The organism is Luteolibacter flavescens (genome assembly GCF_025950085.1).
In the GTDB taxonomy this organism is placed as follows: domain Bacteria; phylum Verrucomicrobiota; class Verrucomicrobiia; order Verrucomicrobiales; family Akkermansiaceae; genus Haloferula; species Haloferula flavescens.
Map to the genome: position 1 here is coordinate 319,506 of NZ_JAPDDS010000001.1, position 16,444 is coordinate 335,949.

The 16,444-nt window shown below is 63.7% G+C and carries 16 protein-coding genes; 9 read left to right on the forward strand and 7 right to left on the reverse strand.

What is annotated here, in order from left to right:
- Nucleotides 1-145 precede the first annotated feature (145 nt).
- Together OKA04_RS01350 and OKA04_RS01355 are read left to right on the forward strand one after the other, a co-directional pair.
- A complete protein-coding gene (locus OKA04_RS01350; protein ID WP_264499317.1) occupies nt 146-2,914 on the forward strand; it encodes a sensor histidine kinase in 2,769 nt (922 codons plus the stop codon).
- A gap of 10 nt (nt 2,915-2,924) precedes the next feature.
- Nucleotides 2,925-3,599 carry a response regulator gene (locus OKA04_RS01355; RefSeq protein ID WP_264499318.1) on the forward strand — a complete coding sequence of 225 codons (675 nt, stop codon included), beginning with the start codon at nt 2,925-2,927 and terminating at the stop codon, nt 3,597-3,599.
- Between the two features lie 33 nt (nt 3,600-3,632).
- Here OKA04_RS01355 and can read toward each other — a convergent pair whose 3' ends face one another.
- Complete coding sequence (can, locus tag OKA04_RS01360) at nt 3,633-4,235, reverse strand: carbonate dehydratase (protein WP_264499319.1); 603 nt, start codon at nt 4,233-4,235, stop codon at nt 3,633-3,635.
- Between the two features lie 445 nt (nt 4,236-4,680).
- Here can and OKA04_RS01365 point away from each other — a divergent pair, with 445 nt between their 5' ends.
- On the forward strand, nt 4,681-7,014 hold the full coding sequence (locus OKA04_RS01365) for a beta-galactosidase (protein WP_264499320.1): 2,334 nt from the start codon (nt 4,681-4,683) through the stop codon (nt 7,012-7,014).
- Between the two features lie 72 nt (nt 7,015-7,086).
- Here the strand turns inward: OKA04_RS01365 and aroB are convergent, their stop codons facing one another.
- Nucleotides 7,087-8,166, reverse strand: a complete 1,080-nt coding sequence (gene aroB, locus OKA04_RS01370) for a 3-dehydroquinate synthase (protein ID WP_264499321.1) — start codon at nt 8,164-8,166, stop codon at nt 7,087-7,089.
- Between the two features lie 68 nt (nt 8,167-8,234).
- Entirely contained in the window at nt 8,235-8,822 is a 588-nt protein-coding gene (locus tag OKA04_RS01375) for a 3'-5' exonuclease (protein WP_264499322.1), read from the reverse strand.
- Between the two features lie 101 nt (nt 8,823-8,923).
- On the opposite strand from OKA04_RS01375, the gene OKA04_RS01380 reads away from it, so the two are divergent.
- From OKA04_RS01380 to frr, 6 genes are all read left to right on the forward strand, one after another.
- Complete coding sequence (locus tag OKA04_RS01380; RefSeq protein ID WP_264499323.1) at nt 8,924-9,796, forward strand: UbiA prenyltransferase family protein; 873 nt, start codon at nt 8,924-8,926, stop codon at nt 9,794-9,796.
- Nucleotides 9,797-9,837: 41 nt separating this feature from the next.
- Nucleotides 9,838-10,470: an adenylate kinase family protein gene (locus OKA04_RS01385; RefSeq protein WP_264499324.1), complete on the forward strand. Its 633-nt coding sequence runs from the start codon at nt 9,838-9,840 to the stop codon at nt 10,468-10,470.
- Between the two features lie 5 nt (nt 10,471-10,475).
- A complete protein-coding gene (gene fmt, locus OKA04_RS01390; RefSeq protein WP_264499325.1) occupies nt 10,476-11,399 on the forward strand; it encodes a methionyl-tRNA formyltransferase in 924 nt (307 codons plus the stop codon).
- Between the two features lie 39 nt (nt 11,400-11,438).
- Entirely contained in the window at nt 11,439-11,978 is a 540-nt protein-coding gene (locus OKA04_RS01395) for a hypothetical protein (RefSeq protein WP_264499326.1), read from the forward strand.
- 64 nt (nt 11,979-12,042) lie between these two features.
- The gene (pyrH, locus tag OKA04_RS01400; RefSeq protein ID WP_264499327.1) at nt 12,043-12,789 is read left to right on the forward strand and encodes a UMP kinase; all 747 of its coding nucleotides are present in this window, start codon (nt 12,043-12,045) and stop codon (nt 12,787-12,789) included.
- Between the two features lie 27 nt (nt 12,790-12,816).
- The gene (frr, locus tag OKA04_RS01405) at nt 12,817-13,383 is read left to right on the forward strand and encodes a ribosome recycling factor (RefSeq protein WP_264499328.1); all 567 of its coding nucleotides are present in this window, start codon (nt 12,817-12,819) and stop codon (nt 13,381-13,383) included.
- A 59-nt stretch (nt 13,384-13,442) separates the two neighbouring features.
- Here frr and lipB read toward each other — a convergent pair whose 3' ends face one another.
- The 4 genes from lipB to OKA04_RS01425 form a co-directional block, all read right to left on the reverse strand.
- Nucleotides 13,443-14,066 carry a lipoyl(octanoyl) transferase LipB gene (lipB, locus tag OKA04_RS01410; RefSeq protein WP_264499329.1) on the reverse strand — a complete coding sequence of 208 codons (624 nt, stop codon included), beginning with the start codon at nt 14,064-14,066 and terminating at the stop codon, nt 13,443-13,445.
- A 57-nt stretch (nt 14,067-14,123) separates the two neighbouring features.
- Nucleotides 14,124-14,627, reverse strand: coding sequence for a crossover junction endodeoxyribonuclease RuvC (gene ruvC / locus OKA04_RS01415; RefSeq protein ID WP_264499330.1), 504 nt, complete (start codon nt 14,625-14,627; stop codon nt 14,124-14,126).
- 302 nt (nt 14,628-14,929) lie between these two features.
- Nucleotides 14,930-15,148: an addiction module protein gene (locus OKA04_RS01420; RefSeq protein WP_264499331.1), complete on the reverse strand. Its 219-nt coding sequence runs from the start codon at nt 15,146-15,148 to the stop codon at nt 14,930-14,932.
- 31 nt (nt 15,149-15,179) lie between these two features.
- Complete coding sequence (locus OKA04_RS01425) at nt 15,180-16,376, reverse strand: DEAD/DEAH box helicase (protein WP_264499332.1); 1,197 nt, start codon at nt 16,374-16,376, stop codon at nt 15,180-15,182.
- Between the last annotated feature and the right edge of the window lie 68 nt (nt 16,377-16,444).

Here is a 16,444-nt window from a genome sequence, read left to right on the forward strand (position 1 = left end):
ACGCGCGACTACTACCAGAGGGAGCGAAACGCCTGCAACCGCTGATCATGCCTAACCGCTCCGGGGTATTTACCATCCTCGCGCCGCTGCGATGCGATGGGCGGACCTCGACAATCCGCAAGCCCGCCCTTCAAGCTGTGCCACCGTGCGCCTTCTTTTCGCCATTTTCCTCCTGGCATTGCTGCTTCCGCTTTCCGGCGGGCAGCAACCGCCGATGGTGAGGCTTTGGCAGTCGGAAGACGGGCTGCCAGGGAACGTGGTCCGCTCGATGGTCCAGTCGTCCGACGGCTACCTGTGGCTCGCCACGGCGGAAGGCATCACCCGGTTCGATGGCTTGGAATTCGACGCAATCGAGCCGGATGGCGAACTCCGCCGGCTCCGCTTTGCCTTCTGGCGCTTGTTTGCGCCGGAGGATGGCAGCGTGTGGGTTTCCACCTTCCAAGGCGGGCTTTTCCAGATCCGAGACGGACGTTTGGTGCGGATACTCGGTGAAGAGGAAAGGCCGAGGCCACCGCGAATCAATCAGCTCATCCTGGATGGCCACGGGGTAATCCATTTCAAGAGAGGCGGGGAAATCTGGCGGGCGGGGAGCGATGGTCCGGCCTTGGTCGCGGAGCCCACGGAGGACCTGATCGCACGCTTCGCCCGAGACCACGAAATGCAGTCCGCCGGGGGACGCGTGGTCGATCCGGACGATACCACCACGGGCGCGCAGCTCCGCACGAGGGACGGGCGACTCTGGGCTGCCGATATCACGGGGCGGCTCGTGATCGATGGAGAATTGCCGGTGGACCTGCCGGGAGTGGCCTCGCCTTATGTTTTCAACGAACTGCTGGAAGATCGGGAAGGGAATGTCTGGGTAGCCACGCCGCTCAGCGGGCTGGCCCGTGTCCGGCGGAGCCGCGTGGAGCCGCTCTCGACCACCCAAGGCCCGGAGCCTGCCGCGTATGCCGTGATGCAGGGAAGGGGTGGGGACTGGTGGATCGCGAACCGGAAGGGCGGGATCGCCCGCTGGAGCGAAGGCAGCACTGAGCACCTGCAACTCGTGCCCGCGGGTTACCAGCGCCCTGTCTCGACGATGTTTGAGGATGCGAAAGGGCAGCTATGGGTAGCCGCACGTGGTGGCTCTGTTTTCCTGAAAAAGGATGATGGGACCTTCGTGCCTCAGTTCTCGAAGAGCCAGATCCCCTCGAAGGTAAGGACCATCCAGCAGGATGACGCCGGGGTGATATGGTTCGGCGGGACCCAAGGACTCGCGTCGTATGACGGCACCACCGTCCGTGAGTATGGCGAGAAAGACGGGATCCCGAAGCGCGAGATCACGGTGCTGGTCCGCGACGGCAGGCGGATGCTGGCCGGCACCGATGACGGTCAGGTCTTCGCCGGGGACAGCAGCGGCTTCAAGCTCCTAGGGAATCTCGATCCTCTGAAACATTGGTGGGTTTCCGACCTGCTCGCTGTGTCGGAAAATGAGCTGTGGGCCACCACCCTCGGCGGCGGCCTCTTCCTCTGGAACGGGAAGACGTGGCAGCAATTCGATGACAGCGACGGGATGCCGGACCTGCGGCTGACCTGCATCCTGGACGATGGCCGCGGGCACTTCTGGTTCGGCTCGTTGGGCGGCATCCTCTGTGCGAGCCGGCAGGAATTTCTGGATCGTGCACGCAAGCCGGAGAACCAGATTCACTGGCTGAGGTTGGACCGCTCGGATGGCTTGCCGACCCGCGAGTGCATCGGCGGCTATCATCCGGCCGGGTGGCGGGGGAATGACGGGCACCTTTGGTTTCCCACCGGCAGCGGCATCGTGCGGGTACGGCCGGATCTGGTGGAGGTGAATCAAGTGCCGCCACCGGTCTATCTGAGTAGCACGCGCGTGAATGGCAGCCAGCAGGACGAGCGGGAGGGCAGGGTGGAGGCCGGGCCGGGGCGCTCGCGCATCGAGTTCCGCTTCGTGGGGCTGGGCTACAGCGCGCCAGAGAAAGTGACCTACCGTGCCCGATTGGAAGGGCTTAATGACACTTGGCGCGACCTCGGCAACCAACGCGTGGCGGCCTACGAAGCGGTGCCGCCGGGACGCTATACCTTCGAGGTCCTTGCGGTGAATGGGGACGGCGTTTGGAGCAGGAATCCAGCAAGCGTGAATGTCTTCATCAGGCCGCATTTCTGGGAGTCCGCATGGTTCATTCTCACCGTGGGTGCGCTGGCTTTGGCCGGGACCGCTGCCGTCGGGTGGTATATCGCCCGCCGCCGGATGAAACGCCGGATCCAGACCCTGAAGATCCGCAATGCCCGCGAGAATGAACGCACCCGTATCGCCCGCGACCTGCACGATGACCTCGGGGCCAGCCTCACGGAGATCTCGATCCTCTCTGCGCTCGCGGCCGAGGGCGGCGAGGAAAGCACTCTGCGTCCCACGCTCGACCAGCTTTCCCACAAGGCGAAGGCAGTCGTCGGGACGTTGGACGAGATCGTCTGGGCGGTGAACCCGCGCGAGGACACGTTGCGGTCACTGGTGGACTACCTGGCGGCATTCGCACGTGAGTTTCTGGACACCGCGGGCATCCCGCTCCGCACCGACATCCCGCGTCACATTCCTGAAACTCCGCTGGATGCCACCGCGCGGCACGGCGTCTTCCTCGCAGCGCGCGAGGCTCTCAACAATCTGGTGAAGCACTCAAAGGCCACCCAGGCCCGCCTCGCCGTGTACCTCGATGATTCCAAGCTGGAGATCCGTATCGAGGACAATGGCCGCGGCTTCTCGCAGGAGTGGGAGGCGAAGGGCTACGGGGTGGCAAACCTGCGCGAGCGCATGCGGGCGGCCGGCGGGGATTGCTCGATTTCCAGCGTCGCGGGAGAGGGCGTGACTGTGACCCTGACCCTGCCGCTCCTTGCCGACCCATCATCACAAATCTAGATTCACCATCGTGCCGACAAAACCTGAAACCACCGACATCGCCATCGTCGAAGACAATGCCGCACTCGGCAGCAGCTTGCGGAAGGTGGTCGAGTCGGACCCGACGCTCCGCTGCATCGGCGTGTGGACGACCGCCGAGGATGCACTGAAAAAGATCGATGCTTTCCGTCCGCAGATCGTGCTCATGGACATCAATCTGCCGGGCATGTCGGGCATCGAAGCGACCGCACGGCTCAAGCAATACCTGCCGGAGATCAAGGTCGTAATGGTCACGGTCTATCGGGATCACGACAAGATCTTCGCCGCCCTCAAAGCCGGCGCGTGCGGCTATCTCCTGAAACGCTCGAATCCCTCGGATGTCCGCGAGGCCATCCACGATGTGCGGACCGGAGGCGCACCGATGAGTCCGGAGATCGCGCGTCGAGTGGTGGAGGCATTTCACCAGCCCGCCAGGACCGAGCCGTCGCTACTGGAAGAAGTGAAGCTTTCGAAACGTGAGACAGAGATCCTCGAACTACTCTGCGAGGGCCTCGCTAACAAGGAGATCGCGGACCGTCTCGACATCTCGGTGGAGACCGTCCGCGTCCATCTGAAGCACGTTTATGAAAAGCTCCACGTGCGCTCGCGGACCGAGGCGGCGATGAAATTCCGCGACTCGCGTGAGGAGTCGCGGTTTCCCATCTAAGCCGGGCGGGGAAGGGGATGAGCCCCTCTCCGCTCAGGCGCGTTCCGGAGTCAACGGCTCGTCCAGCACGTTGATGTGGCCGGTATCCAGCCGGTAGGCCCAGCTATGGATCTGCAGGGGTTGTCCGCGTTCCCAGGCGCTCTCCACGATCGTGGTGCGGGCGAGGTTTTCGGCATTGGAGAGGACGTTGATTTCGCACAGGCGGTCGAGCGCGGCTGGCGGGGCGAGTGTCGAGAGTTCCTCCTCGTTCCGGCGGGCGATGTTCCGGATGTGGCGCAGCCAGTTGTCCACGAGGCCGTTTTTCTGGTTCTCGAGCGCTGCCTTCACGCCGCCGCAGCCGTAGTGGCCGCAGACGATGACGTGCTTCACCTTCAGGACATCCACCGCGAATTGCAGGACGGAGAGCATGCTGAAGTCGGTCTGCACCACCACGTTCGCCACGTTCCGGTGGACGAAGACTTCACCGGGATCCAGGCCGGTGATCTGATTCGCTGGAACCCGACTGTCCGAGCAGCCGATCCAGAGATACTCGGGCGTCTGCTGGGCCACCAGGCGGGAGAAGAATTCAGGATCTTCCGCCACCCGGGCCGCAGCCCACGCGCGATTGTTTGCCAACAAATGGTCTAGCGAAGACATCGGCGAGGATCAAAACCCGGCAGCCCCGCCTTGTCCATGCCCGCGCCCGTCCTTTTGTTTCATTGAATTAGGATTCGGAGCGATCGGTTGAGGTGCGCGCCCGTCGAATCGCTTTGAAGCAGCCATTCGCCCCGTCACCTCGCGTCGGCTCCCTCCCCAGACCTTGTCCGGAATCCAGCTTGCCTCGTTACAAGTGGGCAGTAATCCGAAAGCGGATTCGTCATATCGAAGAGGCTGCATATTGAAATGAATACAGTGAATTAATCGTGAAGGTGATTCACCGGTCGGTGTGATTTCATCACAGCCCTTTTGGTGCTTTGCGACACCCTTGTAGCGAACCTCACCGGGGTGATTTCCGCTGATTCTCGACCGGACACCGGAGCTTCGGCTGAAAGTCTGACTCGGGGCTCGACACGGCTTTTCCACGGGGCTTCGGATCGTCACCATGAATCTTTTTCCCTCGCTCGTGGCCGGGGCGGCATTGCTTGCCGCGGGTGTCTCGCCGGTGCTCGCGCAAGCGCCGAAGCACACCTTCGAGATCGGCGAGACCGAGCTGCTGCTCGATGGCAAGCTGATGCAGATCCGCTGCGGCGAGCTCCACTTCGCCCGCGTGCCAAAGGAGTATTGGCGGCACCGTCTCCAGCTCTGCAAGGCGATGGGCCTAAATACGGTCTGCGCGTATCTCTTCTGGAATCTCCACGAATTCGAGCAGGGGAAATTCAACTGGGAAGGGCAGGCGGACGCTGCGGAGTTCTGCCGCCTGGCGCAGGAGGAGGGCCTGTGGGTGCTGCTACGTCCGGGCCCGTATGCCTGCGCTGAGTGGGATGGCGGCGGGCTGCCCTGGTGGCTGCTCAAGAAGCCGGACATCGCGCTGCGCTCACGTGATCCGGACTTCATGGCGGCAAGCCGTGCGTGGCTGGCGGAGGTCAGTCGCGTGCTCGGACCGCTGCAGGTGACAAAGGGCGGCCCGATCCTGATGGCGCAGGTGGAAAACGAATACGGCTTCTACGGCACCGATGCGGAGTACATGGGCCAGATGCGGCAGGCGATGCTCGACGCGGGCTTCGATATCCCGCTCTTCGCCTGCAATCCCACTGGGAACCTGAACAACGGCCGTCGCGACGATCTCTTCAACGTGGTGAACTTCGGCAGCGATCCCGCCACGGGCTTCAAGAAGCTCCGCGAGATCCAGCCGAAGGGTCCGCTCATGTGCGGCGAGTTTTATCCCGGGTGGTTCGACACCTGGGGCGCGCCGCATCACCTGGGGAAGACGGACCAGTATCTGAAGGACCTCGGCTACATGCTGGATGCGGGTGCTTCCTTCAGCATCTACATGGCGCACGGTGGCACGAGCTTCGGCATGTGGGCGGGGGCGGATCGTCCCTTCAAGCCGGACACCAGCAGCTACGACTATGACGCTCCGATCAGCGAGGCGGGCTGGATCGGTGACAAATTCGAACGCACCCGCGACCTAATGGCGAAGCACCTGTTGCCCGGCGAGAAGCTGGTGGATCCGCCGCAGCCGATGCCGGTGATGGCGATCCCGTCCTTCAAGCTGAAGGAGACCGCGGCGATATTCGAGAATCTGCCGGCCGCGATCCCCGATGCACAACCGCGCCACATGGAGGCCTACGATCAAGGCCACGGCTGCATCATTTACAGCATCGAGCTTCCCGCGGGGCCGTTCTCCACGCTGGAACTCGAGCAGGTGCACGATTTCGGCTGGGTCTTCCTGAATGGAAAGGAGATCGGCGTGACCGACCGTCGCTCGCGGCGCTTCAAGCTGGACCTGCCTGATCGCAAGCAGCCGGCGAGACTCGATATCTTGGTGGAGGCGATGGGCCACGTGAACTTCGGCAAGGAGATCCACGATCGGAAGGGTATCATGGGCAAGGTGAAGCTCGTCACCCTCGGCAAGGAAGCCGAGGTCGAGGGCGAGTGGTCCGTGCGTCCGCTGAAGCTGGATGCGCCGCTGCTTTCCTCGCTGAAATGGAAGACCGGCGGTGAAGCTGCAAGCGGGCCGAAGTTCTGGCGCGGCACCTTCCAGCTCGGGAAGACGGCGGACACTTTCCTCGACCTGCGCACCTGGGGGAAGGGAGTCATCTGGGTGAACGGCCACTGCCTCGCCCGCCACTGGAACATCGGGCCGACACAGACCGCCTACCTGCCGGGAGTCTGGCTGAAGGAAGGCGAGAACGAGGTGATCATCCTCGATCTGTTAGGCCCGGAGAAGCCCGTGCTCGCAGGCTTGGAAAAGCCGATCCTCGACCAGCTCCGGCCCGAGCTCGACTTCGCCCGCAAGAAGAAGGGCGAGCTGGTTCTCAAGGGACACAAGCCAGCGCTTGAGGCGGCATTTTCTCCCGGGCCTGATGTGCAAGAGGTGAAGTTCCCGCAGCCGCTCGAAGGCTCGCAGTTCGCCCTCGAAATGCTCAGTGCTCACGATGGCAAGCCCTTCGCGGCCATCGCGGAATTCGACCTGCTAGATCCCGAGGGCAAGTCGATCTCGCACGCAAGCTGGACCATCGCCTATGTGGACAGTGAGGAGCTTGCGGGGGAAGATGGCTCGGCATCGAATGCGATCAATGGCCAGACCGCAGACTTCTGGCACAGCGAATGGAAGGAAATCCAGCCCGGCTATCCGCATCACCTCGTCATCGACCTGGGGGCAAACACCAAGGTTGGGGGCTTCCGTTACACGCCGCGTGCCGGGAACAATCCGGGCCGCATCAAGGACTACCGGGTCTTTGTCGGCAGCGGCTTTGTGAAGGAGTCGAAGTAGCATGATTGTTCGCTTCGCTGACGAACGTTGTCAGCGAAGCATGGCCTCAGAGGCTCCTGCGAAAGTCCGGCTTTATCGCCGCAGATACGCCACCGCCTCCGCCAGATCCTCCGGCGTCACTTGGTCGCTGACATACGCGTCGCCGGGGGAGCGGAGGAGGACGAAGCGGATCTGGCCTGCTTCGAATTTCTTGTCGCGGCTGAGCTTTTCCAGCACGCGTGCGTCGGAGATGGCGGGATCGAGCACCAGCGGGAGCTGGAACTTTTCCAGCAGCGCGATGATTTCCTGCGATGCCTCAGGGGAAAGCCCGGCGTGCTTTTCGGAAAGATAGAGCGCAGCGCGGAGTCCGAGCGAGATCGCCTCGCCATGGAGCATTTCGCCGTAGGGGACGGCCGCCTCGATGCCGTGGCCAATGGTATGGCCGAGGTTGAGCAGGGCACGCAGACCCTTCGTCTCGTGCTCGTCGGCTTCGACGATGCGGGCCTTGATCGCGATATTCCGCGAGATCAGCGCGGCGGGCACGTCGCGGGTGGCGGGGTCGAGTGCCGCGATCTCCGCGAGCATGGCACCGTCACGGATCGCGGCGTGCTTGATGACTTCCGCGAAGCCCTCGCGGTATTCCCGGCCGGGCAGGGTGGAGAGCACCTCGGGATCCACGATGACGAGGCGCGGCTGGTGAAAGGCGCCGAGCAGGTTCTTCCCTTCCGGCAGGTTCACTCCGGTCTTTCCTCCCACGGAGGAATCGACCTGCGCCACGATGGTCGTGGGGATCTGGACGAAGGGAATGCCGCGATAGAAGACGGCGGCCACGAATCCGGCGAGGTCGCCCACGACGCCGCCACCGAGGGCGATGACAAAGGAGCGGCGGTCGTGCCCGGCGGCGGCGAGGGACGAGCACAGGGCCTCCACCTGCGACATCGATTTAGACGCCTCCCCGGCGGGGATGGTGTGCAGGGTGGGGGTGAAGCCTTCCGCGGTCAGGGCCTCGGTGAGCGCGGCGGCGTGGAAGCTGCCGACGGTTTCGTCCGTGATGATCGCTGCCTTTCCGGCGAGGCCGGCTGAGCGGATGGCGTCCCCGGCGCGGGCCAGCAGGCCGTTTTCCACGCGGACTTCATAGGACCGCTCCCCCAGATCGACATACACGCTCGGCATGGGCGGAGCATGGGAGGCGGCGGGAAGGGGACGCAAGAGCGGAGCCGGACACGCTTCCCGCGATCCGGTCATCGCCGCAGCCGGTGCCAGTCCGCGGTGTCGGGCCGCAGCAAGGCATCCAGCGGTCGCGCGGCGAGATCGTGGTGGGCGATCAGGTGCTCCAGCAGTAGCACCGAGGCGAGTGCGTCATACAGGGCATCGTGCCAGCGTCCGCCCTCCAGATCCGGCGCGATCCCGCGGTTTTCGCAAAGCGCGGAGAGGGAATGGTCCGGCAGGTCCGGCCACGCCGCGCGGGAAAGCAGCAGCGTATCCACCCACGGGCCGAAGCCATGCCCGGGGAAGGCGCGCAGGAAGCGCTTCTCCGTGCCCTTGCCATGGGCGACCACCACTGCTCCGGCGAGGTGCTTCTTCATCTGCGGCCACAGGGAAAGCAGGGCGGGTGCGCCGTGAAGGTCCTCGTCCCGGATGCCGTGGACCTTCCGGGCGGACCAGGTGATGGGGGCATCGCTGGCGAGATAGGACATGAAGCGCTCCCCGTGGCCGCCCGCAGGCGACCACGAAGCGAGGCCGACCTGCACGGGCACGTCCGTCCGGCCCCGGGCCGTCCCGGCGGACTCGAAGTCGATGGCGGCGAAACGGCAGTCCCCGATGGTCACCGGGGAAGGGCAGCACGGGGCGGGGGAGCTTGGCGATGGGAAAACCGCGGGATGGGGACTTGCCATCCGCGGCGGCGTCGCGAAAGTTTCCGCGCTACCGAATGCCGGAACGCCGCATACCCCTTTGGCTCTGGCCGAATCTTCTCAGCCTGGACGCACCGATCGTCGCGGTGGTGTGGCTGGCGATGTTTGCCCGCATGTGGCTGGGTCTGCTGGAGTGGCCGCACTATCTCGCGCTGGGGCTGGCCGTGTGGGTCATCTACATGGCGGACCGCCTGCTGGATGTGAAGCTGTTGCACGCGGACGATCCCCGTCTTGGGCCGCGCCATGCCTTCGTGAAGCGGCATCAGGGAGTCCTCGGCTGGCTCACGGTCGTGGCCGCGCTCGGCTGCGTTTACATGGCGTTCTTCGTCCTGCCGGCGCTGCTCATCGGTTTCCCGTCGGATCTCGGCTACCTGCTGCCTGCGATCATTTTCACCTTCGTGTTCTTCTCGATGAATCTGGCATCGGCGGGGAATCCGGAGATCCCTCACCTGCGGAATCTCGTGGCGGGTGTGACCTTCTCCTTCGGCACGGCGATGCTCGCGCACATGCACATCGGCTCAGAGGGGGTCTTCCACCTCATCCAGTCCCGGGAGATGCTGTGCTTCGCGCTGCTTTGCGCGGTGAATATCTCGGCGATCCATTTCTGGGAGCAGTCCCGGCAGTCGCGCGACGAGGACTACCAGGCCGCGCACGAGCTTGCGCTGACCCTTCCGCTGGCAGTACTGGGAGCCGCCTGCATTCTTTCGGCGGGTCTGGATGAGGAAACGACGAAGCGCCCTTTCTTCTACGCAGTCCTGATCGCGACGGCCCTGCTTTTCGTGCTCAATCGCGTGCGGGATCGCTTCTCGATGGATGCCCTGCGGGTGTTGGCGGATGTGGCACTGATCGTTCCTTTCCCGATTTTCTGGATGCTCTCGAGTGCCAGATAGCACTTGCGGGCGGATGCCGGGATTCCTATGTCTCGCCGCTCATGTCGAAGGCACTCGATATCAAACGTCCCGCTTTCCTGATCCTCGGTGCGCCGGGCTCGGGCAAAGGAACCCAGGGAAAAATCCTCGGCTCCATCCCGCGCTTCTTCCACTGCGCGTGCGGTGACGTCTTCCGCTCCCTCGATACCCGCACGCCGCTCGGCCAGCGCTTCATCCATTACTCCAGCCGCGGCGAACTGGTGCCCGACGAGCTGACCATCGAGCTGTGGAAGGCGCAGGTGGACAACTGGCGCGAGTCCCACGTTTACAAGCCGGACATCGATTTCCTCGTGCTCGACGGTATCCCGCGGAATGTCCCGCAGGCCGAAATGATCTCGGAATTCCTCGATATCCACCAAGTCTTCCACCTCTCCTGCCCGAACCGCGAGGAACTCGCACGCCGCATGCGCAAGCGGGCGCTGAAGGACAACCGCATCGACGACGCCTCCGACCGCGTGATCGCCCAGCGCATCGCGACCTATGAGGCGGAGACGAAGCCGATCCTCGACTACTACTCGCCCGCGCTGGTGACGGACATCGATGCGACGCATCCGCCCGTGAAGGTGCTGAACGACATCATCTCGAAGGTCGTCTCGCTACCGGTCTATCAGGAAGTCTCGAAGGTGGTGGCATGAGTCTCATGGACGCCCGGATCGTGTTTTTCGGCAGCGGGGAGATCGCGATCCCCGCGTTCCGCCGCTTGATCGCGGACGGCCTCGTGCCGCTCGCGCTGGTGACCCAGCCGGACAAGCCCGCCGGGCGTCACCGCGAGTTGACCCCGCCACCGATCAAGCTGGCGGCGCTGGAGGCCGGGATCCCGGTGCTCCAGCCGGAGAGCGTGCGCGACGAGGCGAGCCTCGCCGAATTGCGCGAACTGGCCCCCGATGTGATCGTCGTGATGGCCTACGGGCAGATCTTGCCGAAGGCGCTGATCGCCATTCCAAGGATCGCCTGCATCAATCTCCACGCCTCTCTTCTGCCGCGGCATCGCGGAGCCTCCTGCCTGCAAGCTGCCATCGACGAGGGCGACGCCGAGACTGGCGTGACCGTGATGCACGTGGTGCCGAAGCTGGATGCCGGCGACATCATCCACCCGCTCGCCACGCCGATCGGGCCGGAGGAAACGGGCGGCTCGCTGCACGACCGCATGGCGGACATTGCCGCCGAGGCGCTGGCCCAAGCTATGCCCGGGATACTGGCAGGCACCGCGACGCGGACACCACAGGACGGCGGGAGGGCGACCTACGCGCCGAAGCTGGATCGGGAGCACGGCCGCATCGACTGGACGTGGGACGCCGAGCGTCTCGCACGCCGCATCCGTGCCTACGAGCCGTGGCCGGGGACCTGGACGACCTTTGACAACAAGCGCGTGAAGATCTTCCCCGCTCGGGCGGGTCAGGGCAGCACGGGCGAGCCCGGCACCGTGATGGTGGAAGAGGGCGAGGTGCGCGTGTCCTGCGGGAGCGGCTATCTGGTGTTGGGCGATATCCAGCCGGATGGCTCGCGGCGGATGCCCGCGGAGGCATGGGCGAAGGGGTTGCGGACGCTGCCCCGTTTCGTCTGACCGCTTGTTTCCCGGCAAAGAAGGGGCATGCTGGTGCCCGTGAAACTGCTGCCCATCCTGCTCGCCCTGATTTCGCCGCTGGCGGCCACCACGATTTCCGTGGTGCCGATCCACGAGCCGCTCAGCATGCACGGGACGGATGTGGACGAGGGCATCACCGAGACCGGCGAGGCGCTGCAGGCGACCGTGGCGGCACGCCCGATGGCGCTGACGGGTGCCTTCCCCGAGGTGCTCATCGAGTCCATCCGCACGCCCCACAAGCTCCCGACGAACAATCCGAACTACAAGGTCGAGGAGGTGAACCTGCTCGTGCTCTGCAACATCGGCATCACCGCGGAAACGAAAGAGGACGGGCTGCACGTCACGATGAATGTTTCCCAACTGGCCGTCCCGGAGGGCGTGGATCTCACCGCCCGGCAGGTGCTGAAGCTGGCCATGGTGGCGATCCGGAGGACCCTTGAAGAATACCAGCGCCCGCAGACACAACCGCTCGATGTGAAGGTGCTGATCGGGGGTGTGGACGACGGCACCGCCTCGCTGAAGGATTTGGAGGCGACTTACCGTCTTGGCGGCGAGTGATTCCGCCTTTTGCCTTTTCAAAAGGCGCGGCGGCCTGCTTGGATCTCGCAACGCCAGCCATCGAATGAGTTCGTCCCCGCCCCGCTACAAGAGAGCCATCCTTAAACTCAGCGGGGAAGCCCTCCGCGAACCCGGCAGCACCGACAATATCTCGCCCGAGATCGTCGAACGCATCGCCCGCGAGGTTCGCGAGGCCTTGGCTCCGGGAGACCTGCAACTCGGCATTGTCGTGGGTGGCGGGAATTTCTGGCGCGGTGCTTCCGCGAGCGCCCGCGGCATGGACCGTGCGACCGCAGACTACGTGGGCATGCTCGCCACCGTGATGAACTCGCTGGCCCTGCAGGGGTCGCTGGAGCATCACGGTGTTCCCTGCGTCGTCCAGTCGGCCATCGAGATGAAAAACGTCGCCGAGACCTTCATCCGCCGGAAGGCCGAGCGCCAACTCAACGACGGCCGCGTGGTGATCTTCGCCGCCGGCACCGGCAGCCCCTTCTTCTCCACCGACACCACCGCCGCTCTCCGCGCGAGCGAGATGAGCGCCGACGTGGTCTTCAAGGCCACGATGGTCGATGGTGTCTATGACTCCGACCCGAAGAAGAATCCGGATGCGAAGAAGTTCTCGCGCGTGTCCTTCCACGACTGCATCTCGAAGCAGTTCAAGGTGATGGACGCCACTGCCTTCAGCCTGTGCATGGACAACCATATCCCGATCGTGATCTTCGATCTCGGTCAGGAGGGCAACATCACCCGCGCGCTGCGCGGCGAGTCGATCGGTACCATCGTCGATGGAGACGAGACCGTTGTCGCCTGAGCCCGATTATTCTAACAATTTCCCGTTATGGACCCGGAAACCGCTATTCTTGAGACCGAGGAGGCCATGGAGAAGGCCGTCGAGTACCTGCACCATGAATTCGCCACGGTGCGCACGGGCAAGGCCTCGCCCAGCCTCGTGGAAAACATCGACGTGCACGTGCACAGCTACGGCAGCACGATGAAGCTGAAGCAGCTCGCGATGATCACTGCTCCGGAAGCACGGCTTTTGGAAGTCAAGGTATTCGACCCGGCGACCACGCAAGACGTGGAGCGTGCGATCCGCGAGTCGCGTCTCGGGCTGAACCCCGCTGCCGCTGGCATTTCGCTGCGCATACCAATTCCCGAACTCTCTGAGGAGCGCCGTATCCAGATGGTGAAGCTCATCAAGCAGATTGCCGAGGAAGGGAAGGTCCGCGTCCGCAGTGCTCGCAAGGAGGGCATGGATGCTGCGAAGAAGATGAAGGCCGACAACATCCTCACGGAGGATGGCCAGAAGGATCACGAAGCCGAGGTCCAGAAGCTGACCGACAAGTATGTGAAGGTCGTGGACGAGCTCGTCGTGGCGAAGGAGAAGGAAGTGATGAAGGTGTAAAGGGTGTGGCGTTCCGCCCGCCCTGTGCCGACCAGAGGTCGGCACTCCCCGGAGCCCGGTTAAGCCCGGGCGAACAGCTTCCCGAAGTGCGGGACGAAAGCATCCGCGAAGTCCGCAACGCTCACCGGCTTGCGGGCTTCTTGTGCCACGCAGCTCATGATCACGCCGTCGATCCCGCACGGCGTGATCGCGAAGAAAGGTAGCAGCGATTCCGGCGTGATATTGATGGCGAAGCCGTGCATGGAGATCCATTTCCGCACGCCCACGCCGATGGAGGCGAGCTTGCGATTCTCCACCCACACGCCGGTCAGGCCCTCGCGGCGTCCGGCCGGGATGTCGAAGTCGTGGCAGGTGAGGATGAGCGCTTCCTCAAGTCCGCGGAGATGGGCATGCAGGTCGCGATTCCGCTCGCGGAGGTCGAGGATTGGGTAGCCGACCAGTTGGCCGGGGCCGTGGTAGGTGGCTTGGCCGCCGCGGTTCGCTTCCACCACAGGCGCGGGAAGCATCGAGGTATCCCGCAGCGAAGATTGGTCGCGCAAACGGCCGATGGTGTAAACGGGGGCGTGCTCTAACAGGAATAGGGTTTCTTCCCCCGTGCCATCTAGCAGCGAGTCAACGGTAGTGTCCTGCCGTTTCAGCCCCTCTTCGTAGGAAATGCCAGTGCCCAGGTGGATCGTCTTCATGCGGGTGAAATCGTCTGATGGTTCGCGTCAGTTTCAGTGCGTGGCTGCGCAAGATACTCAGACCTGACGCCTCTCCAGCATTTTGGCCTTCAATGGATCGGACGCTTGCAGGTGCGCGATTCCGATGGCCAGTGCGTCAGCAGCGTCGTGGGGCGGTGTTTCGGACAGACCCAACAGAGCACGCACCATAAAGGCGACCTGCTGCTTGTCAGCCCTGCCTTTTCCGGTGACCGCCATCTTCACCTTCATCGGCGCGTATTCGAAGACATTCAATCCCGCATCTGCCGCCGCGATCAATGCCGCAGCCCGTGCCGCGCCCATCGAAATCGCCGTGCGATGGGACTGCACGTAGATGATGCCTTCCACCGCCACCTGGTCGGGCTGGTGCTTCTCGATCACATGCCGGAGGTGGGTCCGCACCGCCGCGAGCGCCGCGGACTGGGGAAGGCGATCCGGGATCGAAATCACGTCAAAGGCCAAGGCCACCGCCTTGTGTCCGTCGCCCTCCACCACGGCGTAGCCGGTATTGCGGACTGCTGGGTCGATGGCGAGGACGCGCATGATTCAAGGGAGACCTTTGAGTCTCCGTTCGATCCATTTAGGATTCCGTCGCAGATCCAAGACCGCGCGGACGCGCGCTGCGTCATCATCGACCTGATAGTAAATCGCGTAGGGAAAACGCTTCGAGAGCAGGCGATGAAAACGACCGAAATGGATCGAATGGATTCCCGCGAAAAGTTGGAGCGAATCGATGTCCGAAAAGAGGGAATCAAGAAAGTAAGACCCTAGTCCAATCTCCTGACGCTCATAGAACCGGAAGCCCTGCCTGATGTCTTCAAGCGCCGACGGCTGAATCTCGATCCTCACGTCAACTCCTCACGCAATTGCTTCTTGGCGGCATTCCACGCGACGAACCTTTCTTCGCCAGATGACGTCAGGCGCTCGCGCTCGGTGAGGACTCCGCCATGCCATTCGGGTGAAGTGATGTCGTCTGTTCCTGCGGAGAGGTTCTCCCACAGGTTTTCCATGAGGCGGAGCTTGTCCGCCGTGCTCATGACTTCCAGATCGACCGTCGTCACCATGGGTCCAGTTTCGCCTGATCCCCGGGAAGAATCAACGCCGCTTTTTCTTCCCGCCCATCGGCTTCTTGCGGATCGGCTTGGAAGGGGAATCGTCGAGGAGGGCGGTGTAGATGTAGTCGAAGCCGTCCAGCTTCTTGCGCTGGATCTTCTGGTCGATGAAGACCTCGACGGACTTGGCAAACTCAAGCTCGTCCGCGGTAAGGATGGTGAAGGCGTCACCTTCGGCCTCGGCCCGGCCAGTGCGGCCGATGCGGTGGACGTAGTCCTCGGCATTCTCCGGGACGCGGTAGTTGATGACGTGCGAGACGCCGGAGATGTCGATGCCACGGGCGGCGACGTCGGTCGCGACGAGGACTTCGAATTCACCGCTCTTAAAGCCGGCGAGCGCCTTCATGCGGTCCACCTGGCTGATATCGGAGTGCATCGCGGCGACCTTCTCGTGGCCCTCGCGCTTGAGCAGCGCGCAGACCTGGTCGGCCTCCTTGCGGGTGCGGGTGAAGATCATCACCGAGTGATAGTCGGTGTGATTCAGCAGGGCGATGAGCAGGTCGTCGCGCTGGTCCATCGAGACCGGGTAGAAGGCGTGCGTGACGGTGGATGCCACCGCGCGGCGCGCGATTTCCACGCTGACCGGATTGATGAGGCACCATTGGGCGAAGGTCTGGATCGCCGGCGGCATGGTCGCCGAGAAGAAGAGCGTCTGACGGCCCTCCCACGGGCAGAGATTCACGATCTTGCGGACCTGCGGGAGGAATCCCATGTCCAGCATGCGGTCCACTTCATCGAGGATCAGGATCTTCACCTCGTTGAAGCGCATGGTGGCGCGGTAGAAATGGTCGACGAGGCGTCCCGGGGTCGCGACCACGATGTCGGCACCGCCTTGCAGCGCCTTGAGTTGCTCGCCGAAGCCGACGCCGCCGAAGAGCAGGGCGACCTTCAGACCGGTGTGCTTGCCGTATTTCTCGAATTGCTCGGCCACCTGGTGGGCGAGTTCGCGGGTCGGCTCCAGCACCAGGATCTGGGGCTTGCCCATCGGCGTGATCTTGCTCAGCGACGGCAGGGCGAAGGCCGCGGTCTTTCCGGTGCCGGTCTGCGAGGCACCGATCACATCGCGCCCTTCCAGGATCAGCGGGATGGCCTGAGCCTGGATCGGCGTGGGGTTTTCGTAGCCCGACTCCGTGACGGCTTCGAGAACGGCTGCGGAGAGGCCTAATGTGTCAAATCCCATGTGTGCGGGGATTGCGTAGGGATCAAGCCACCCCCGGTCAAGGGACGAGTGCCTTGGTGGAAAGAAGT